16 protein-coding genes are annotated in these 20621 nt (G+C 46.4%); 4 read left to right on the top strand and 12 right to left on the bottom strand.

Annotation, left to right across the window (positions count from 1 at the left end):
- Positions 1–4: 4 nt before the first annotated feature.
- Together ydiJ and ribA are read right to left on the bottom strand one after the other, a co-directional pair.
- Positions 5–3049: a D-2-hydroxyglutarate dehydrogenase YdiJ gene (ydiJ, locus tag CRO03_RS00325; RefSeq protein WP_245861357.1), complete on the bottom strand. Its 3045-nt coding sequence runs from the start codon at positions 3047–3049 to the stop codon at positions 5–7.
- A gap of 4 nt (positions 3050–3053) precedes the next feature.
- Positions 3054–3635, bottom strand: coding sequence for a GTP cyclohydrolase II (gene ribA / locus CRO03_RS00320; protein ID WP_097109600.1), 582 nt, complete (start codon positions 3633–3635; stop codon positions 3054–3056).
- Between the two features lie 273 nt (positions 3636–3908).
- Here ribA and CRO03_RS00315 point away from each other — a divergent pair, with 273 nt between their 5' ends.
- A complete protein-coding gene (locus tag CRO03_RS00315; RefSeq protein ID WP_097109599.1) occupies positions 3909–5756 on the top strand; it encodes an ABC transporter ATP-binding protein in 1848 nt (615 codons plus the stop codon).
- Between the two features lie 36 nt (positions 5757–5792).
- On the opposite strand, the gene CRO03_RS00310 is transcribed toward CRO03_RS00315, so the two are convergent.
- The 3 genes from CRO03_RS00310 to ppsA form a co-directional block, all read right to left on the bottom strand.
- On the bottom strand, positions 5793–6158 hold the full coding sequence (locus CRO03_RS00310; RefSeq protein ID WP_097109598.1) for a BON domain-containing protein: 366 nt from the start codon (positions 6156–6158) through the stop codon (positions 5793–5795).
- A gap of 183 nt (positions 6159–6341) precedes the next feature.
- The gene (locus CRO03_RS00305; protein WP_097109597.1) at positions 6342–7862 is read right to left on the bottom strand and encodes an alanine/glycine:cation symporter family protein; all 1521 of its coding nucleotides are present in this window, start codon (positions 7860–7862) and stop codon (positions 6342–6344) included.
- Between the two features lie 201 nt (positions 7863–8063).
- Positions 8064–10442: a phosphoenolpyruvate synthase gene (ppsA, locus tag CRO03_RS00300; protein ID WP_097109596.1), complete on the bottom strand. Its 2379-nt coding sequence runs from the start codon at positions 10440–10442 to the stop codon at positions 8064–8066.
- A 137-nt stretch (positions 10443–10579) separates the two neighbouring features.
- On the opposite strand from ppsA, the gene ppsR reads away from it, so the two are divergent.
- Positions 10580–11389, top strand: a complete 810-nt coding sequence (ppsR, locus tag CRO03_RS00295; protein ID WP_097109595.1) for a posphoenolpyruvate synthetase regulatory kinase/phosphorylase PpsR — start codon at positions 10580–10582, stop codon at positions 11387–11389.
- 73 nt (positions 11390–11462) lie between these two features.
- Here ppsR and CRO03_RS00290 read toward each other — a convergent pair whose 3' ends face one another.
- Both CRO03_RS00290 and CRO03_RS00285 read right to left on the bottom strand, forming a co-directional pair.
- Complete coding sequence (locus CRO03_RS00290; protein ID WP_097109594.1) at positions 11463–12812, bottom strand: class II 3-deoxy-7-phosphoheptulonate synthase; 1350 nt, start codon at positions 12810–12812, stop codon at positions 11463–11465.
- A 131-nt stretch (positions 12813–12943) separates the two neighbouring features.
- Positions 12944–13420, bottom strand: a complete 477-nt coding sequence (locus CRO03_RS00285) for a low molecular weight protein-tyrosine-phosphatase (RefSeq protein WP_097109593.1) — start codon at positions 13418–13420, stop codon at positions 12944–12946.
- A gap of 197 nt (positions 13421–13617) precedes the next feature.
- Between CRO03_RS00285 and CRO03_RS00280 the strand changes: the two genes are divergently transcribed.
- Positions 13618–14295 (top strand): response regulator transcription factor, encoded by a 678-nt coding sequence (locus CRO03_RS00280; RefSeq protein WP_097109592.1) that lies wholly within the window; start codon positions 13618–13620, stop codon positions 14293–14295.
- Here the strand turns inward: CRO03_RS00280 and CRO03_RS00275 are convergent.
- Genes CRO03_RS00275 through CRO03_RS00255 form a run of 5 tightly spaced genes read right to left on the bottom strand, consistent with a single transcriptional unit; the run spans position 14268 to position 17773 of the window.
- The gene (locus tag CRO03_RS00275; protein WP_245861354.1) at positions 14268–14996 is read right to left on the bottom strand and encodes a CsgG/HfaB family protein; all 729 of its coding nucleotides are present in this window, start codon (positions 14994–14996) and stop codon (positions 14268–14270) included. The two genes, CRO03_RS00280 and CRO03_RS00275, sit on opposite strands and share 28 nt — an antisense overlap.
- A gap of 53 nt (positions 14997–15049) precedes the next feature.
- Positions 15050–15436, bottom strand: a complete 387-nt coding sequence (locus CRO03_RS00270; RefSeq protein ID WP_097109590.1) for a curli assembly protein CsgF — start codon at positions 15434–15436, stop codon at positions 15050–15052.
- Between the two features lie 12 nt (positions 15437–15448).
- A complete protein-coding gene (locus CRO03_RS00265) occupies positions 15449–15826 on the bottom strand; it encodes a curli production assembly/transport protein CsgE (RefSeq protein WP_097109589.1) in 378 nt (125 codons plus the stop codon).
- A 32-nt stretch (positions 15827–15858) separates the two neighbouring features.
- Positions 15859–17346, bottom strand: a complete 1488-nt coding sequence (locus tag CRO03_RS00260) for a hypothetical protein (RefSeq protein WP_097109588.1) — start codon at positions 17344–17346, stop codon at positions 15859–15861.
- A gap of 22 nt (positions 17347–17368) precedes the next feature.
- Positions 17369–17773, bottom strand: a complete 405-nt coding sequence (locus tag CRO03_RS00255; RefSeq protein ID WP_097109587.1) for a curlin subunit CsgB — start codon at positions 17771–17773, stop codon at positions 17369–17371.
- Between the two features lie 285 nt (positions 17774–18058).
- On the opposite strand from CRO03_RS00255, the gene CRO03_RS00250 reads away from it, so the two are divergent.
- On the top strand, positions 18059–20560 hold the full coding sequence (locus CRO03_RS00250; protein ID WP_097109586.1) for a S8 family serine peptidase: 2502 nt from the start codon (positions 18059–18061) through the stop codon (positions 20558–20560).
- Positions 20561–20621 lie beyond the last annotated feature (61 nt).

Raw genomic sequence — 20621 nt, 5'->3', positions numbered from 1 at the left:
TTTTTCACAGGCTACGCAGTAACGCCTGTAACGGGTGCTTTGGTTTATTACCAACCAGGCGTTTAACCTGACTACGACAGGAAAATCCGGTCACTAAAATATTCGGCACACCAAAACGCTCTACCGGTGCGCGCCAACTCATGTCAAACAGCGCTTTACTGTTATCCAGGTTCTGGGCTTCGTGACCATAAGTACCGGCCATCCCACAACAGCCAACCGGTACAGCTTGCAAACTCAGGCCTGCATCACTGAATATTTGTTGCCAGGCCTTTTCCGTTGCTGGTAATGCCGTTTTCTCAGTGCAATGTGCTAGTAATGCAAAGTCGGCTGCGTTTCCCGCCCTTGGTATTGACTGTTGTATCAGCCACTCATGCAGCAATTGCACCTGAAACTCACCGCGCTTATCGCCCAATGCTTTATTATACTCATCGCGGTATGCCAGCACTAACGAGGCATCCAATCCCAGCATTGGCATGTTAAGCTGTTGCAGCTGATTTAAAAACCGGGCGGCGGTTGCCGCTGTTTCAGAAAACTGCCGTAAAAAGCCTTTGACATGTTGTGGCTTGCCGTTTGGTACAAATGGCAACAAAACCGCTCTGAAACCAATCTTTTCAAGTAATTTCAACGCATCGGCCACCAACTCCGCATCGTAAAAGCTGGTAAACGGATCCTGCACTAACAATACCGTTCTGGCTTGTTCAGCGGCCGACAACTGTTGTAACACTGTCAGATCAAACTGATACTGTTTAGCTGTCAGTTGGGCCAGGGTAGGAACAGATAGCAAAGGCGTATCAACGTAGCCTACCGTTTTTTTCAGAACAGCAGCGGTGACCTTACGTTTGAGCACGAAGTTTACCAGTTTAGGCGCTTTGGCCAGCATTGGTGCGGTTCGCTCAATATTGCCAACAATATAATCTTTGGCCGGCCGTAAATAGCGACTATAGTAAAGCTGCAGAAACCGCGAACGAAAGGATGGCACATCTACTTTAACCGGACATTGACTGGCACAGGCTTTACACGCCAGGCAACCTTCCATTGCTTCCATTACTTCATGTGAGAAGTCCTGTTCACCTTGCCGTTTTGCCAGACTATTTTTTACCTTTTGCCATAACGCACTAAAACCTGGTTTTTTATCAATTAGTTGCTGTTCTTTTGCCAACACATCAAAACCCTGCAGCTCGGTTAAGCGTAACCATTCCCGCATTAACCCTGCCCGACCTTTCGGGCTATGGCGCCGGTCTTTGGTTACTTTGCTGGACGGACACATTGGCGAGCTTTCATCAAAGTTAAAACACTGGCCATTGCCGTTGCAGTTAAGACTGCTGTCAAAACTTGTTTTCACCGCTACGGGGATTTGCCGGTCAAACCAAGCGCGTTTCTGACCATCTACCGATACCAGTTGATCAGCGCTCGAATAAGGCGTACAGATTTTTCCAGGGTTAACTCTGTTGCGCGGATCAAAAGCCGCTTTAATTTTTCGTAATTCATTAAAAAGTTCATCGCCGAAAAATGCCGGGCCATATTCACTACGATAGCCCTTGCCATGCTCGCCCCACATCAGGCCGTTATACTTGGCTGTTAAGGCAACAACTTGATCTGATATGGTACGCAGCAGTTTTTCCTGCTCAGGATCACATAAATCTAACGCAGGCCGCACATGTAGCACACCGGCATCAACATGGCCGAACATGCCGTAATGCAAACCATGGCTGTCCAGCAATGCTCTGAATTCCATAATAAAATCGGCCAGATTCTCCGGCGGTACTGCGGTATCTTCGGCAAAGGCAATTGGCTTCTGCGCGCCCTGGGTATTACCTAATAATCCCACAGCTTTTTTCCGCATTGCATAAATATTACTGATGGCTGCAGCATCGTAGGTTAACTGATAACCGATTATTCCGTCGGTTTTATCAGCAATGGCAGCGTCTAATTTAGTCGTCAACACTGAGATTTTCTGTTCAATTTCTGCCTGGTCTTCACTGTTGTACTCGACCATGTTCAGGCCCTGCATCTCAACACCGGGTACATCAGTAATTAACTCTTTAACCTGATGCCAGATAATATCATTGCGGGCCAGATCCAGTACTTTACTATCGACGGTCTCTACCGAGGTTGCCTGTGCCGCAACTAAGAAAGGGGCATTTCTGAGCGCACTTTCAAAACTGTCGTATTTTACATTTAGCAGGCACTTAAACCGGGCAATCGGGGTGATATTCAGTTTTGCTTCTGTGACAAAACCAAGTGAACCTTCTGAGCCGGTGATTATCCGGGATAAATCAAACTCGGATAAATCGTCATTAAACACATGCTCCAGATCATAGCCGGTTAGAAAACGGTTTAAGCGCGGAAATTTGTCAAGGATCTGCGGTCTGAAATCACGGCAGCTGTCCAGTACCTGTCGGTAAATCCGGCCAATACTGTTCGGCATTCCGGCTCGGTGCTCTGCTTCAAACGTGGCCATTTTATGGGTTTTCAGAATATTACCGTCAATCAAAACCGTTTTTAGCGCCAGCACATGGTCACTGGTTTTGCCATACACCAGTGAGCCCTGGCCTGAAGCATCGGTATTAATCATGCCGCCAATGGTGGCACGATTAGACGTTGATAAATCCGGTGCAAAGAAAAAGCCATAGGGTCTTAAAAATGCATTCAGCTGGTCTTTAATCACGCCGGCCTGCACTCTGACCCAACGCTGCTCTACATTAATTTCCAGAATACCCCGCATATGCCGCGATAAGTCGACCACAACATGCTCAGTCAGGGCCTGGCCATTAGTGCCTGTGCCCCCACCCCTCGGGCTAAACTTAATATGAGAGAAACTTGAAGTTTGTGCCAGAGAAGTCAGCACAACCAGATCATCAGTGCTTTTAGGTAACAATACTGCTTGCGGCAACGCCTGGTAAACACTATTGTCGGTTGCCACTGCCAGGCGGCTACTATAACTGGTTTCAATATCGCCGCTAAAGCCAGCAGCTATCAGGGCTTTATTAAAAGCGACGATGCTGGCATCCAGCGTCAATTCAGGCGTAAGTTTAGGGATCATAGCCATTTTTCTACTCCATATGGCCCATTTTTGCGGCTTTTGTCGCCAGATATCGATGGCTATGTGCCGTGGTTTTCACCCGGTGCTGTACTCGCTCCAGAATATTCACACCGACATCTGTTAGTGCTTTTAACTTCCTTGGATTATTTGTCAGTAAGCGAATTTGCTGCACGCCTAATTGCTCAAACATTTTTGCGGCAATATCGTACTCTCGCATATCAGGCAAAAAGCCCAGAATTTCATTTGCCTCAACGGTGTCCAGACCTTTGTCCTGTTCCGCATAAGCCCGGATTTTGTTGATCAGGCCTATACCCCGCCCTTCCTGACGCAGATACAAAATACAACCCCGGCCCAGATCTGCAATTTTGCGCATCGCAGACTCCAGCTGGGGCCCACAATCACAGCGCAGACTAAATAGCGCATCGCCCGTTAAACATTCGGAATGAACCCGCGCTAACACCGGCTCGCTGGTTGTAATATCGCCAAGCGTCAGAGCAACATGTTCTTTACCATTGTCAGCTAAAAAGCCATGCAGCCTGAATTCAGCGAAAGGTGTGGGTAATACAGTGGAGGTGACAAGTTTAATGGTCATTTTACTTCTCAGCTATTAAGGCGCACTACTACTTTAAGAAAATTGGGCCTGAGCTTCGTTAAAACAAGTTATAATATACGCCGATTATAACAGGCTGGTTTGACGTGGCTACAGCAATATTTTGTGATAATATCACATTTGCTTGAGCTGTCGCCGAATTGTGCTTGCAGCCAACCCCTGGATAGTTGTCAATTAACTGATTGTCCTGAACCTTCGCGGCAAAATCGGCTACACTATGCGCGCTTAAACTTCTTCTTGCATTCAGGACTCTATATGTTGCGTTTCTTCGAACGACTTACTAAACCTTTCCCAGCTGCAGAACCCGGCCAACCGCCACGTGGCTTACTGGCATTTTGCCGCCACTACACGAGGGGTATGGAGCGCTCTTTGATATTTATGTCGCTATCATCAGCGATCCTGGCCGTTCTGGAAGTGTCATTATTCAGCTTTATGGGGCAGTTAGTCGACTGGCTTGTGGCGAACGACCCGGACAATTTTTTTTCTGATGAGCGGGCAACGCTTATTTGGATGGCACTGGTTACCTTAGTTCTATTACCCCTGATGACATTTATTCACTCGGCAATAGTACACCAGACCCTACTGGGTAATTACCCGATGTCAATCCGCTGGCTGGCGCACCGCTATTTACTGCGGCAGAGTGTTAGCTTTTACCAGAACGACTTTGCCGGTCGAATTGCTACCAAAGTGATGCAAACTGCGTTGTCAGTCCGGGAAACAGTAATGAAATTGCTTGATGTTATGGTGTATGTCTTGGTCTATTTCAGCGCCATGCTTTTTTTCGTGGCAGATGCAGATGTGCGGTTAATAGTGCCGATGCTAGTCTGGCTGGTGTTGTATATTGCCCTGCAATTTTACTTTGTGCCCCGTCTTAAACGGGTATCGACCGCCCAGGCGGATGCACGCTCTGAAATGACCGGCCGGATTGTCGATAGCTACACTAACATTACCACTATAAAGCTGTTCTCCCATACTAACCGCGAAGAAGGTTATGCTAAAGACAGTATGGATGTATTCTTGCAACCTGTATATCAGCAAATGCGGCTGGCTACCGGCCTGAGTGTCTCAGTGCAAAGCCTGAATTATATACTGGTGTTCAGCGTTGCTGCCTTATCCTTGTACTTATGGGCAGGCAGCGCGATTACCGTTGGTGCTATTGCCATAGCCATTAGTCTGGCACTACGTTTAAATGGTATGGCACAGTGGATTATGTGGGAAGTCAGTAGCTTGTTTGAAAACATTGGCACCGTTGCAGATGGTATCGCCACCCTATCCCGACCTATTGATGTAAAAGATAACGCCAATGCCAGTAAATTAACGGTATCAGCGGGTAAAATAGAATTTCAGCAGGTGAGTTTTAACTATGGTAAAACCGCGGTTGAAGGCGGGAAAGCGGCAATACTGCAACAACTTAACCTTAGCATTAAACCGGGCGAAAAGGTTGGCCTGGTAGGCCGCTCCGGCGCCGGCAAGTCAACGCTGGTCAATCTGCTGCTGCGTTTTTACGACATTGAAAGCGGAAAAATTTTAATTGATGGTCAGGACATTAGCACCGTAAGCCAGGAAAGTTTGCGCCAACATATTGCCATGGTCACCCAGGATACGTCTTTGCTGCACCGCTCAGTACGCGAGAATATCGCCTATGGCAGACCTGACGCTACTGAAGCAGAGCTGCTATTAGCAGCTGAACAAGCTGAAGCCAGCGACTTTATTAATGATTTAACCGACCCCAAAGGCAATAGCGGCTTTGACGCCCAGGTTGGTGAGCGCGGTGTGAAATTATCGGGCGGTCAGCGTCAGCGTATCGCTATTGCCCGGGTTCTGCTGAAAAACGCCCCTATTCTAATTCTGGACGAAGCCACTTCGGCACTTGATTCAGAAGTAGAGGCCGCCATTCAGGCCAGTTTAAATAAATTGATGGATGGCAAAACGGTTATCGCTATCGCCCACCGTTTGTCTACCATAGCTCAGATGGACCGGCTGATAGTGCTGGACCAGGGCACTATCGTAGAGCAAGGTACCCATAACGAATTAATTGCCTCCGGTGGTATTTATGCCCAGCTATGGGCCCATCAAACCGGCGGCTTTATAGGGGTTGAATAATAGCGGTTGAATAAACCGCTGCGGACGCCGCCCTATTTATTGCGACGGTGTCCCGATAACTTTCAAATCATTGTTAACAGCATGCACGCCGGGCGTACCTGCAGCAATATTTTCTGCCAACTCTCGCTGCTCTTCGGTTGCAACTTCTCCGCTTAGCTGCACATCGCCTTTGCTGGTTTCAACCAGAATATTCACGTTATTTAAACGTTGTTCTTCTCTGATTGCAGTATGCACTGCAGTGGTAATATTTAAATCATCTCCAGCGCCATCTTCACTTTTGATCGTCATACCTGCTTCATCGGTCTGAGATTCAATGCTTTGACGCTCACAGCCCGCCAGAAACAAACCTGCAGCCAGAAACGCCCCTGTAGCTAATAATTTTCTTTTAACATCATTGTTCATAATCTGCTCCTGCTTATGGTTTAAATTGCAGTACCAATAAAGAATTGTCTTATAAGAGTGTAGTTCCGACCAAATCATGTCGCAATAAATACCAAAAGTCTGTGCGCTGGCATACATATAAAAAACCCGGCATATTGGCCGGGTTTTTGGTTGGGTTATTGATTAGCGTTGGCGCAACTTGGCTTATGGCTTTAAGTCTTGTTGCTGTTTTGCCAAACGTTTTTCCCAGAAAGTCGCATTTTTAATGCCAAGCTTAACCGGGTCGAAATTAATCGGCCCACCTGATTTCTTTTGCTCCTCATAATCACGTAGACACAATATAGCTGGTTTAGCGACAAAGAAAATTGCCAGGATACCCAGAATATTAATCCAGGCCATCAAGCCTACTCCGATATCACCAATTCCCCAGATGTAGCCGGAGGTGTTTACCATGCCATACGACACCATTGCCATAATAATAATTTTCACCAATACCAGAGGGATCTTGCCCTTAAAGTAGCGGTTTAAGTAAGCCACGTTAGTTTCAGCAATATAGTAGTAGGCCAGAATGGTGGTAAAAGCGAAAAAGAAAATGGCGATGCCCACAAACGCCTGACCAAATTGGCCAAACACGCTGTTTAATGCCATTTGGGTAAAGGCGGGTGAGGCAACCTCGGTAGCAGCATCGATATTCTGCACGATAATAGTACCCGCACCGGTTGCCGCATTAAAGTCTTCTGTCTGAATGTTGTACTGTGAAGTCAGCAAAATCATTAGCGCAGTAGCAGTACAGACAAACAACGTATCAACATACACCGAGAAGGCCTGCACGAGACCTTGCTGGGCAGGATGATCGACTTCAGCAGCTGCCGCGGCATGTGGTCCGGTGCCCTGACCGGCCTCATTGGAGTAAATACCTCGTTTCACGCCCCAACCAATCGCAGCGCCCATTCCTGCCTGCGCCGTAAATGCATCAGAGATAATTAAACTGAAAATGCCCGGTACTTTATCCAGGTTGAGGAAAACCACAATTAATGCCATTACAATATAACCCAGCGCCATAAAAGGTACGACAATCTGGGTAAAATGGGCAATCCTTCTGATACCACCAAAAATAATAAAGGCCAGGACAATAAGAATGATTGCCAGCGCGACCAATTTTAAACTGGCTACCTCACCAAAACTGGTCACTACCATGTTGCCTTCACCGAACACCTGGGTAAACGCATTACCCACTGCATTTGCCTGCACACCCGGAAGGAAGACCCCACAGGCAACAATTGCTGATACTGCAAATAAAATGGCTAACCATTTCTGGCCCAGGCAACGCTCAAAATAATACGCCGGGCCACCACGATACTGGCCGTCTTCTTCCACTTTATAAACCTGACCCAATGTTGACTCTGCATAGGCAGTGCTGGCACCAAGAAATGCGACTACCCACATCCAGAACACAGCGCCAGGCCCGCCAAAACCAATGGCGGCAGCTACGCCGGCAATATTACCTACCCCAACCCGGCCAGACAGCGATACCGCCAACGCCTGAAATGACGAAATACCTTTATCAGATTCATTGCCGCTGAGCAGCAGTTTACACATTTCTTTAAAATGCCGGACCTGAGCAAAACGGGTAATGATGGAGTAAAATAAACCGGCGCCAAGACACAAAAATATCAGTGCCGGGCTCCAGATAATACTATTGACGGTGCTGACCAAGGCTTCCATTAGCTTCCCCTGTAATTATTGTTGTTGGTTTTTATTGAGTTATAGTTGTAATTTGCCACAACAAGCAGTTAATAGCTACGTTTGGCACCGCCGCAGTGGCGTGTTTAATGGTTTTTTAAACGATTTTAATATAGCAAAGCGGGACAATGCGTAAAAGATAATAAAAAGCCCCGCATTGCGGGGCTCTACTGAACTTTAAATTTAGTGTTTGCCAAATTTTTCAGCCAGATATAACCAGGTTTCAAGCACGGTATCCGGGTTCAACGACACGCTATCTATGCCCTGTTGCATCAACCAACCGGCAAAATCTTCATGATCAGACGGGCCCTGGCCACAAATACCGATGTACTTCCCTTTGGCTTTGCAGGTTTTAATCGCCATTTCCAATAGTTTATAAATGGCCGGATTACGTTCATCAAACAAGTGAGCAATTAAACCACTGTCCCGATCTAAGCCCAGGGTTAACTGAGTTAAATCGTTTGAGCCTATTGAAAAGCCGTCAAAGTACTCCAGAAACTCTTCAGCAAGTAAGGCGTTTGACGGCAATTCACACATCATAATAACTCTTAAGCCATTATCACCGCGTTTCAGACCATGCTCCGCCAGTAAATCAATTACTGCTGCCGCTTCTTCCAGAGTGCGAACAAAAGGGATCATTACTTCAACATTGGTAAAGCCCATCACGTTGCGCACGCGTTTCAATGCTTCAACCTCAAGCGCAAAGCAATCACGGAAGTCTTTTGAGATATAGCGCGACGCACCACGAAAGCCAATCATCGGATTTTCTTCGTGCGGTTCATATTGCCTGCCGCCGACCAGGTTAGCGTACTCGTTCGATTTAAAATCAGACATTCGCACTATGACTTTTTGCGGCGCGAAGGCGCAGGCCAATGTGGCGATCCCTTCGGTTAGCTTGGCAATATAGAACTCAACCGGATTAGCATAGCCCGCGATCATCTCGCTGATAGTTGCTTTAAGTTCAGGCGTTTGCTTATCGAAATTAAGTAAGGCTTTAGGGTGAACACCTATCATCCGGTTAATAATAAACTCGAGCCTGGCCAGACCAATACCAGCATGTGGTAATTTAGCGAATGAAAATGCCCGCTCCGGATTACCCACGTTCATCATAATTTTTAAATCAAGTGCCGGCATCTGATCAACCCGGCTGCTGACAACTTTATAGTCCAGCTTGCCGTCATAAATAAAACCGGTGTCCCCTTCGGCACAGGATACCGTGACTGGCTGGCCTGTTTTTAGTTTGCTGGTAGCATCACCGCACCCCACTACGGCAGGAATCCCCAATTCTCTGGCAATAATTGCTGCGTGGCAGGTACGGCCGCCACGATTGGTGACAATAGCTGAGGCCCTTTTCATAATGGGTTCCCAGTCCGGATCGGTCATATCTGTCACCAGCACGTCACCTGGCATAATCTGGTCCATCTGCTCTATGCCTTTAAGCACTTTTGCGGTACCGGCGCCAATCCGTTGGCCAATCGCCCGCCCTTCCACCAGCACGGGTGCCGAACCCTGCAACTGGAAACGCTCCATGCTGTTGCTGTCCTCCCGGCTTTTCACTGTTTCCGGCCTGGCCTGTACGATATAGAGTTTGCCGTCGTTACCGTCTTTAGCCCATTCAATGTCCATTGCCCGGCCATAATGCTCAGCAATAATGACTGCTTGGCTCGCCAGTTCTTCAACTTCTGCATCGGTTAACGAAAACTGCTGACTTCGTCCGGCATCAATATCAACAATTTTTACCTGCTTACCATGGCTTTGCTCGGCCGAGTAAACCATTTCTACTTTTTTACTGCCTAAATTACGCTTCACTACCGCGGGCCGGCCTGCTGCCAGGGTGGGTTTATGAACATAAAATTCATCGGGATTTACCGCGCCCTGCACCACCATTTCACCCAATCCATATGAGGATGTGATAAATACCACATCTTCAAAACCAGATTCGGTATCAATGCTGAACATTACGCCTGACGATGCAATATCAGAACGCACCATCTTCTGTACACCTGCAGATAACGCCACCCCACGATGGTCGTAGCCCTGATGCACGCGATATGAGATAGCACGGTCATTAAATAAAGAAGCAAAAACATGCTTAATAGCAATAATTACTGCATCATAACCACGCACATTTAAGAAGGTTTCCTGCTGGCCGGCAAATGATGCATCGGGCATATCTTCTGCTGTTGCCGATGAGCGAACGGCGAAAGAAACATCGTGAGTAGGATCAGCATGTAATTGCTGGTATGCCTCGCGAATAGCCTGTTCAAGTTCGGGTTGAAAAGGCGTGTCAATAACCCACTGTCGAATCTGAGCACCGGCTTTACCGAGCGCGGTGACATCATCCACATCCAGGCCATCAAGCAGCTGGTATATCCGTTCATTAACCCCGCTTTGCTCAAGAAACTGATTAAAGGCATCAGCTGTGGTGGCAAAACCGCCCGGCACCTGCACCCCGGCATTGGCCAGGTTACTGATCATTTCTCCAAGGGAAGCATTTTTGCCCCCTACCCGATCCACATCGTGCATACCCAGCTTTTCATACCAAATCACAAATTCTTGCACAGTTCGTCTCCATTTTTTGTCGTAGGGCGTGTAAGCTTACAACCAGCGTTACATAGCATAATGATTTTACACTCTGGCCGAGGTTATTTAAAACCTTAATTTTCATGTAATTATATAACAACAAAACGGAGTTTACGGTGCGGACTGCTTTCTATGTTTCTGATGGTACGGCCATTACAGCTGAGGTATTCGGCCATGCCTTACTTACTCTTTTTCCAGCACAATTTGAACACATCACCATACCTTTTGTAGAAACCGCTGATATGGCGCAGCAAGTAAAACAGCGAATTAATGATCGGTATAAAACAACGGGGGTGAAACCACTTATTTTCCAGACGTTTGTTGATGACAACTTGCGCCATATTATTAACAGCAGCAATGGCATTTGCTATGACTTTCTGAATACCTTCGTTGAACCCATTCAGCGCGAGTTAGGCATCGCGCCAGTGCCCAAAACCCATCGAACACATAGCATGCATGAAAAAACCTACGATTTTCGGATTGATGCTGTTAATTATGCGTTGGCCAATGACGATGGCGCTAATATGAAAAACTTTGACCAGGCTGATATTATTTTAGTGGGGGTCAGCCGTTCAGGTAAAACGCCCACCAGCCTTTATCTGGCGCTGCAATATGGCATTAAGGCGGCCAACTACCCCTTTGTGGAAGAGGATATGGACGCCTTGCGACTACCGGCAGAGCTGATGCGCAATAAAGATAAGCTGTTTGGCCTGAGTATAACTGCTGAACGGCTAAGTCAGATCCGCCAGCAGCGCCGGCCAGACAGCCGTTATGCATCTATCCGGCAGTGTGCTGTTGAGCTAAATGAAGTAGAAGCATTGTACCGTCAGGAACAGATCCCGTTTTTAAATTCAACCCATCTTTCTATTGAAGAAATATCGGCAAAAATTATCGCTAAAACAGGTTTAAAGCGGCATAAATACTAAAGAAAAAGGCCCTTTCAGGCCTTTTCATATTTTATCGTAATTCCGATTGAGCAGATGAACTCTGCTTGCGCTGTTATTTGCGGCTGGCGCTTAACGTATCAGCAATTAAGAAAGCCAACTCCAGCACCTGGTCAGCATTTAACCTGGGATCGCACTGGGTAAAATAGCGCTTACCCAAATCATGCTCACTTAAACCGTAGGCCCCGCCGGTGCACTCGGTTACATGCTCACCCGTCATCTCAAGATGTATACCACCCGCATGAGTGCCTTCAGCCTTATGCACGGCAAAAAAGTTCCGGATCTCCCGCAAAATAGCTTCAAAATCCCGGGTTTTAAAGTCGTTACTGGCCTTAACGGTATTACCATGCATCGGATCTGAACTCCAGACTACGGTCCGGCCCTCTGCTTTAACCTTACGCACTAAAGCTGGTAATTTATCAGCCAACTTATCGGCACCCATTCGGGTGATCAGAGTTAACCTGCCGGGTGTATTATCCGGATTCAGCGCATCAATCAGCCTGATTAATTCATCCGGTTGCATGCCAGGGCCAACTTTAACGCCAACAGGATTGTGAATGCCGCGGAAAAACTCCAGATGCGCATGATCTAATTGGCGGGTGCGCTCACCTATCCATACCATATGCGCCGAACAATCATACCAGTCACCGGTCAGTGAATCACGTCGGGTCAGCGCTTCCTCATAATTAAGTAATAAGGCTTCATGTGAGGTATATAGCTGCGTCTCACGAATGGAAGGCGAGTTTTGCGCGGTTATACCGCATATCTCCATAAAGCGTAATGCTTCCTGGATCCGCTGCGCGACATTATGATAGCGGTCTTTTAACGGGTTAGACTCAACAAAGCCCATGTTCCATTTACTGACCTGATGCAAGTCTGCTAAGCCCCCCTGGGCAAACGCTCGCAGCAAGTTCAGGGTAGCAGCAGAGTGATGATAAGCGGTTACCAGACGATTTGGGTCTGGCTGGCGGGCGCTCTCGGTAAATTCAAAACTATTGACGATATCACCACGATAACTTGGTAGTGTGACGCCGTTTATCGTTTCAAGATCGCTGGAACGCGGCTTGGCATATTGGCCTGCCATCCGCGCAACTTTAACCACTGGCAAACCACCGGCATAGGTTAAAACCACCGCCATCTGCAGCAACACTTTAAAGGTGTCACGAATTTTCGGCGCATTGAAATCGTTAAAGCTTTCGGCGCAATCACCACCTTGCAATAAGAAACCTTCGCCTTTAGCGACCTGGCCTAATTGAGTATGCAGATCACGGGTTTCCTGAGCAAATACCAGCGGCGGATACCGATGTAGTTGCTGTTCAATTTGCTTAAGCAGTTGCGGGTCCTGGTAGGACGGCTGTTGTTGAATGGGCAGAGCTCGCCAGCTGTCTGGCGTCCAGGTGGTCACAATGGTTTTCCTATACAAAGTAATAATATTAAGTCGTCTGCAAAGTTATAGACTTCCGGACGTAAATTCAATGTTGTTTTCAGAGTTTTTCGCACTAATTCAACTTATAAAGTAATAAGCGGCAATAATGACTAATGCTTGGTCAACTCAGGCGCCAAAAGCAACTGGTCACAGGCTTGTTCAATTAAATCCAGCACCAGCTCAAACCCTTTACTGCCGCTGTAGTAAGGATCGGGAACTTCGTTTATCGTCGGATACTCTGGATGAAAAGACAGAAACAGTTTAATTTTGTGTGAATGCTCTGCAGGGCAACGTCTGTTAAGTTCAGCCAGGTTTTCACTATCCATTGCCAGAATAAGATCATAATCAGCAAAATCCTGCTCGAATACCGGACGAGAATAAATTCCGGAAAAATTGTAGCCTCTGCCGCTGCCTGCGTTAACGCTCCGGCTGTCTGGTCGCTCCCCTTTGTGGGAAGCACTGGTACCGGCCGAATCAATTTTAATATCAATACTTTGCAGTTGAGCTTTGTGTCTTAGTACAGCCTGTGCTGTTGGTGAGCGACAAATATTTCCTAAACAGACAATCAATATTTTCTTTGCAAGCATGATATTTCCCTGACGTTATTCCCTATAGTAAATTCAGAATTATTATCCTGAAGTTATTTTTTAAACTCGGCAGCTGCAAGGTAGCTTTATTTTGACTTTACAGCCATCAATAGTTGCAATTGACAACAGCGCGGTACAGTATACCTAATGTTGTTTTAGTCTGCGAACCAGACTAAAGTCGTTTGGAGGTGGAAACAATGGAACGGTTTTCCAGACTGATAATATTGTCAGAGCGTGAGCAGTTGCACAATACAGCGATGTTAGCCCAGTCTGTTGGAATAAAAGTCCAGCAATGTAGTCGCACTGATTTTATGCAACAACCTATTAAATCAGGTGTGTTGGTTGGCTGTCAGTTTAACAGTCACGATTTGACAAAAAAAGGCGTTTCAAGTGAGTTAGCAATGTTAATGCAGCGTTGTCCGGTATTTATTTTTCAGGCCGAACGAGCGCTCATCGACCCATCCATTGCCGTGCACAGCGGGCTAAGAGGTTTAATTTACCGCGATGAACAGCTGGATAGAGTATTGACAGCGCTTAAAACCCTGATGTCCGGTCAGCTTTATTACTCACGGACAGTAATGTCTGACGTCGTTGATTTGCTAATCAATAAACCTAAAAAATTAAATTCAGAAGTCACCGCTGCGGCGACAGCCCAATTGACCAGACAAGAAAAGCGGATAATAGGTCTGGTGGCCGAGGGCGCCCGTAACAAAGAAATAGCAGAATTATTAAATATCAGCGCCCACACTGTAAAAGCGCATTTGTCGGCAATCTTTCGTAAAACTCAGGCCCGCAATCGGGTTGAATTGCTGCGCTGGTTACAACAATCCAATCTGATAATTGATACTCAGCCTGAGGTAGCCAGATTCGCCTGATCATCTGTTCGCCAGAAGCCACGCTCCAAACCAACATTTATCAATTCAACAACAGCACTTTCCATTGCTTGTTTTACACAGTATTGTACAGGTTCGTTGGTAGAGTATCCGCCTTCCATTTCAACCAGCCTGTTTAATGATACATAGCGGAACAAGCCTGCTCGCAGTTCCTGAGAAAATACTTTTTTGGTAGTCGAAACAGACAACAACACCTGACCACTGTGAACATCAATAGCCCGCAGATAAACGGTAACCTGGTCTTCCCGGTACAATTCCGATAAACCCAGACCAAAGTACTCTGCGCCGATGCCGCCGGTTGTTAAATTAGTTTCATAGCCAATAATGCCACCTTCAAACACCAGGCGAGCTTCTTTTAACGGCGGTAAGTCGGTTAACTTTTTATTAGAACCATAAATTTTCCGTTCAGTAAGCAAGTTCTGCAGCCCTTCACGTTCCAACGGCGCAAACCAGCCGCTATCTAGCAGGATTTGGGTTAGCATCGACGTTGCGCCTTGCGTGACAGCGGTAGAAAAACTGGAAACGTTGGCCTGAGGTTTGTACTGACCCGTCTGATCCCGAAACGCATAGACCGATACCGGGATCTGCGTGCGTGGTTTTGCCTGCTGTTGTAAATTCAGCATAGTAGTGCTGATTGAGTCGACACTGGCGGGAGTAATATTCAGCTCGGGTTTTGATACCAAAGAACATCCTGTTAAAGCTGATATCACTGTTAAAAGAATTACTGCTCTCATCATTACCCCCCTATCACAGGAATAGTAATAATAGTGACTTCACCTGTATCGAGGTTAGTAATGTTTACAATAACACTGCCATCAGTACCGGTTGTGATTTCCACCAGAAACTCACCGGTGTTGTACACACCATCAACCAGTTCACCATCGGCAATTCGCCTGGTAAGCGAATTTATAATATTACGCTCCAGCGCTTCCTGAAACTTATCAATGAATGATAACGTCGGCCGCTCTTCAGTATAACCATTTTGGCTCTGGGCTTTTTGCAGTAAAAAATTACCATTTAGCGGATTGCCACCAAAACTGGGATTTATAGGGGTATAAACTAGCTCAGTCGCACTGGCAACGGTAGTTGCCAGCAGGAATAGCAGTACTACATATTTCTTCATTATTATTCCCTTTTAGAATATTTCTTGATCCTGTTCACCTAACAGCATACTGGCCTGGATATTGGCCAACTCATTAATACTGCGCAGAATGGCTTGTTCGGCCATCTCTTTTACATTGTTGTAGCGCCGACCAAAGTACGTCTGATATACACGTTGCTGATTCATTTCCACCCATAGAAAGGTGCCCGCCTGTGGGTACACTTGCTCGTAAATAACAACAGACACGCCTTCAGTAGCTGGCATATCCCGCCAGTGCCCTGAATAGTAAAACATGAAGTCTTTGCCAAAACGTGAGATGGTGCGGTCAATAACTAAGCCGCTTAATTCGATGTCATTTGCTGCTACCTTTACTGGTAGCAGCAATATTATTAACAGAAAAAATAGTTTCATATACCGTTGGCGGCCAAAGGCCGCCCTTCAAGTTAGTTTTGGGTAACAATTGCGGTATTGAAATCACCAAGCTGGGTAATATTCATGATATTACCATTACCATACTGCTCACCAAGAACCAGGTTATCATTACCTACCTGACTAATGCTTACAGTGCCATTCTCACCTGAAAGTGCAAAGTAACCGTCATTACCGGCTACCCAGTTACCGTCACCTTCCTGCAAAATATCTGCAATATTGCCGCTACCTTCCACCAGGATATCTACCAGGTTTAAATCACCGCTCTGTTCAACATCAATAGTATTCATGGCCACAGCAACATCACTGGTAATCAGCGTTTCGTTGAGGTTACCATCCTGCTCCACGCCAATTTCATTGTCATCGCCCAGCACATCAATCAACGCGAAGTTTTCATCACCCAGCTGACGTATTTCCGCACTGTTATCTGCACCAAATAATATGATGCCCGCGGAGTTGTCGTTACCGAAGCTGTAGATGTCTCCCTGGTTGCTATCACCACCTAAAATCATTTCTGCGGTGTTAACATCACCATTTTGGTAAATGGTCAGATTATGGCCATCACCATCGGTTGCAACTAATGCATTATTCAGGCTGCCGTCCTGGCGCATATCAATTAGGTTGTCATTACCGACCAGGCCAATAGGCGCTTCTACTAAATTGCTATCGCCAGTTTGATCAACAAGCACCATATTGTCATTGCCACTTAAGGGTTCAACTAAAAATACGTTATCAAAGCCTTCTTGCTTGATATCGATAAAATTATCGTTGCCCGATACTCCGGTTGCAATAAATACGTTTGCCAGACCATCTTGCTGCACATACACAGCATTGTCGTCGCCTGTTAAACCAACTACACCACCAACATTTTGATCGCCAAACTGCTCAGCTTCAAATTCATTAAAGCTTCCCGCCGCATCCAGCATGGCAGCTTCATTGTCATTACCTTCCTGGAAGCTGTAAAACATATTTTCATTGCCAGCGAAACTGGCATTAGCCCAGTTTGCATTACCATTCTGTTCTATTTCGGCCACATTCATGTCACCGGTCAGGGTAATAACTGCCTCGTTCAAATCGCCGGCTTGAAATATAACTGCATCATTAACATTACCATTAATAACAGCGTCTGCCTGGTTAAAGAACCCGTCCTGGGTGACAGTTACGATGTTTTCGTCACCAACAATATCACTGGAAGCAATATGCCAATCTGCAAATTGTTCCATACGCACGCTGTTATCACTGCCAGAGTTAAAGCTGTAGCCTTCAAGCCACAATCCATTTTGTAAAATGCTGCTATAGTTCAGTTCACCAATCTGCTCAACCCTAGCGAGGTTAGCAGTACCGCCAGTATTAGTCTGTGTAACTTCTGCTGTGTTACCTTCCAGTGAACCAGCACCAGAACTTTGGATAATGATTGCTTCATTCTCTGCCATAACGTTGCCAGCAAAACATAAAGCGATTGCCATACTTAATAGATGTTTACGTGATTTAATAAGGTTCATGTGAATCTCCCTGAGTCTCTTATTAGTATTGAATTATTGAGATTTCCGCTCCGTTGCCAATTTGTTCAATAGCGAAACTACGGTTTCCCCATTGCTCAAGCTGGATCAGATTGCTCTCTCCCTGCTGTAAAATATCAGCAACATTGTTATTACCAAACTGACTGATTTGTGCTTCATTGCCACTGCCATACTGCTGCAGGTATATCTGATTAAGCACGCCTTGCTGCAGCAATACAGCATAGTTAGCGTCGCCACCTTGCGTTACATCAGCGACATTAAGATCACCCAACTGAGTGATATCAACCCCGTTAGCCAAAGCATGACGCTCTAACAATGAAGTTAACTGTACAGAAACATCTGCAAACGCACATCCGCCGGACGCCAATCCAAAAAAACACACCAACGCCTTGTAGTTTACATTACGCACATTTATTCCTTCATTTTTTATTACATCATTCAGACTAAAGACATATCAGAAAGCTACAATAGGACAAATGTTTTATTTTATATTTTACATAAAAGCGTTTTATTAATTTTATTTTCAATTAAAAAACAGATATATAACCAGTTTAATTAACATTTAACCGTCCTAAGCTACTAACCCATTTGTACTATTTTATAGTTAAATATGAGCAAATTGTTAATATACATGCTAATGCTTAGGTGTGCTTCGTCGAGCATGCGTTTACAAATAATTAAAATAGGAACTGATATGTCCAAGCAAAAAATACTAGCGCTGGCGGTTGCCGCGGCGCTATCTTCCGGTTCAGCTTTCGCGTCCAATAAGGTAGCCGAAGCTGATGATTCTATTCTTGTTATGTTTAAACCTGGGGTATCAAAACAAGAGCGTGTAGCTGCGGTTAAACGCAGTGGTGCCAGTCTCCGACAGCTCGATAATCAGGGGCGTGACATTAAAATGCGCCATATTGCTAACGGTCGCATTGCTAAAGTTATCGTACCAAAAGGAATTAACCATGATTTTCTGATTAAACAGTTGGCTACTGATCCTGCTGTTGAAGTTGCAGAACCCAACTATCTGGTGAAAGCGCTGAATGTGCCTCTTGCAGTGCCAAATGACCCTAGTTTTGGTGAAATGTGGGCACTTGATAATACCGGGCAAAATGGTGGTACTGCCGGAGCAGATATAAGTGCAACTGAAGCCTGGGATATTACAACTGGCAGCCGGGATATCGTTATTGGCGTAATCGATTCTGGTATGGACTATAATCATCCGGATCTTATCCCAAATCGCTGGGAAAACGATGGCAGCTATCCTGGCCACCCTCATGGTTATTCGACCCTTAATGAAAACAACGATCCGATGGACAGTGACAGTCACGGTACCCATGTTGCCGGTACAATTGGTGCCAGCGGCGACAATGGTGTTGGTATAACTGGCGTTAACTGGAATGTGACATTGTTACCTTGCCAGTTTCTGGGCCCAACCGGCGGCAGTACCGCTGGCGCGATTGAATGTATTGACTATTTTACTGATTTAAAAACAAATTACGGCGTCAATGTCAAAGCGACTAACAATTCGTGGGGTGGCGGAGGTTTCTCTGAAACCCTCAGAGCAGCTATTCAGTCAGGTGGCGACGCCGGTATTCTGTTTATTGCCGCTTCTGGTAACGATGGTGCAGACGCAGATGTCAGTCCGATGTATCCGGCGGCATACGACTTAGACGTGATAGTGTCAGTTGCTTCAACTGACAGGAATGACGATTTGTCGGTATTTGCTGTTGGCGCCTCGAATTATGGTGCAACGACAGTAGACCTGGGCGCGCCGGGTTCAGCTATTCAGTCTACTATTCCGGGAAATGGTTATGCCTCCTATTCTGGCACTTCAATGGCTTCACCGCACGTTGCGGGCGCAGCGGCATTGTTATGGTCAATTAATCCGGAAATTACCCCGCTGGAAATGAAAACCATTCTGATGGATAGCGGCGATGAACTCGCCTCGCTGGATGGTAAAACGGTCTCTGGTAAACGCTTAAACCTGGTCAATGCATTGGCAGACGCTGATCCTACCCCAAGTTTCCGCTTGTCGTTATCACCTGGCAGCCAGCAAATTGTTGCTGGCGAAACAGCTGAGTTTACCTTAGACGTGGGTAATCTGGCGGATTGGATGGGAACAGTGGAACTTAGTGTCAGTACCGACCCAAGCTTGGAAGGTGTTAGCTTATCAGCAGATACTGCTGAACCGGGTGATACTGTCACCGTAACGGTACCCACAATGGCTGATACTGCCTGGGGTGATTACTTAGTTACGGTAACAGGTATTGATGCCGCAGATCCTGAAGTAGTTAAGAGTGTGTCGGCGACACTTGACTTGCTGCCACAAGGCCTGGCTGATTTCAGCTTTGACAATACCACTCCGGTAGACATCCCTGATAACGATGCAGAGGGTATTGAAAGTGTTATCAACGTACCAAATGAAGGCACAGTGTTTAGTGTTGAAGCCGGCGTCGATATTACTCATACCTGGCGCGGTGACTTAATTGTGACCCTTACCTCACCACAGGGAACCGAGCATACGTTGCAAAACCGCAGTGGTGGCAGCGAAGATGATTTAGTGGAGAGCTGGACCGTCGACACCTTCAATGGTGAAGCGATGCAGGGTGACTGGACGCTTAATGTATCAGACAATGCAGGTGCTGACGTCGGCACTCTGAACAGCTGGAGCTTAACGATCACTGCTCTTGGTGGCGATGTTGTTGACCCGGATCCGGAAGCACCTGTAGCAGGCTTTAGCTACGTTGCATCTGGCCTCGATGTAGATTTTTCCGACACCTCAACCGATGCCAATGATGATATCGCAAGTTGGAGCTGGGATTTTGGTGACGGTACTATGTCTGATCAACAAAACCCAAGTCATAGTTATGCAGCAGAGGGCTCTTATACCGTCAGCCTGACGGTTACTGATGACACCGGCTTAACTGACATGACCAGTCAATCGGTTGCTGTGGTGGCAAGTGATATTAGTCTTACCCTGCACCGCGCCATCCGGGCTCGTACCGGCTCAACCATAGTTGATTTACGCTGGACCGGGGCAACCGGCAATGTCGACCTGTATCGTGATGGCGAATATATCGAAACTATCGAAAACGATGGCAGACATCGCGATCGGTTTAACTCGATGGCCCCATCAGCAACTTACAGCCTGTGTCTTGAAGGCACTACAGTATGTTCCGCTGACTTGGTCGTAAACTTCTGATCTATCGTCAGTCAATCTGAATAAGGCAGCTTCGGCTGCCTTATTGTTTTTGTTGATCCCC

Origin of the sequence: Arsukibacterium tuosuense, assembly GCF_900215315.1 — a bacterium.
GTDB classification, from domain to species: Bacteria; Pseudomonadota; Gammaproteobacteria; order Enterobacterales; family Alteromonadaceae; genus Alishewanella; species Alishewanella tuosuense.
Note: the sequence above shows the minus strand (reverse complement) of the source record. Positions and strands in the feature narration are given on the sequence as shown.

What these genes read in the sequence shown, in the direction of transcription:
- ydiJ (WP_245861357.1), bottom strand. Translation starts at nt 3,049, where the DNA reads ATGGCTATGATCCCTAAACTTACGCCTGAATTGACGCTGGATGCCAGC.
- ribA (WP_097109600.1), bottom strand. Translation starts at nt 3,635, where the DNA reads ATGACCATTAAACTTGTCACCTCCACTGTATTACCCACACCTTTCGCT.
- CRO03_RS00315 (WP_097109599.1), top strand. Translation starts at nt 3,909, where the DNA reads ATGTTGCGTTTCTTCGAACGACTTACTAAACCTTTCCCAGCTGCAGAA.
- CRO03_RS00310 (WP_097109598.1), bottom strand. Translation starts at nt 6,158, where the DNA reads ATGAACAATGATGTTAAAAGAAAATTATTAGCTACAGGGGCGTTTCTG.
- CRO03_RS00305 (WP_097109597.1), bottom strand. Translation starts at nt 7,862, where the DNA reads ATGGAAGCCTTGGTCAGCACCGTCAATAGTATTATCTGGAGCCCGGCA.
- CRO03_RS00285 (WP_097109593.1), bottom strand. Translation starts at nt 13,420, where the DNA reads ATGCTTGCAAAGAAAATATTGATTGTCTGTTTAGGAAATATTTGTCGC.
- CRO03_RS00280 (WP_097109592.1), top strand. Translation starts at nt 13,618, where the DNA reads ATGGAACGGTTTTCCAGACTGATAATATTGTCAGAGCGTGAGCAGTTG.
- CRO03_RS00270 (WP_097109590.1), bottom strand. Translation starts at nt 15,436, where the DNA reads ATGAAGAAATATGTAGTACTGCTATTCCTGCTGGCAACTACCGTTGCC.
- CRO03_RS00265 (WP_097109589.1), bottom strand. Translation starts at nt 15,826, where the DNA reads ATGAAACTATTTTTTCTGTTAATAATATTGCTGCTACCAGTAAAGGTA.
- CRO03_RS00260 (WP_097109588.1), bottom strand. Translation starts at nt 17,346, where the DNA reads ATGAACCTTATTAAATCACGTAAACATCTATTAAGTATGGCAATCGCT.
- CRO03_RS00250 (WP_097109586.1), top strand. Translation starts at nt 18,059, where the DNA reads ATGTCCAAGCAAAAAATACTAGCGCTGGCGGTTGCCGCGGCGCTATCT.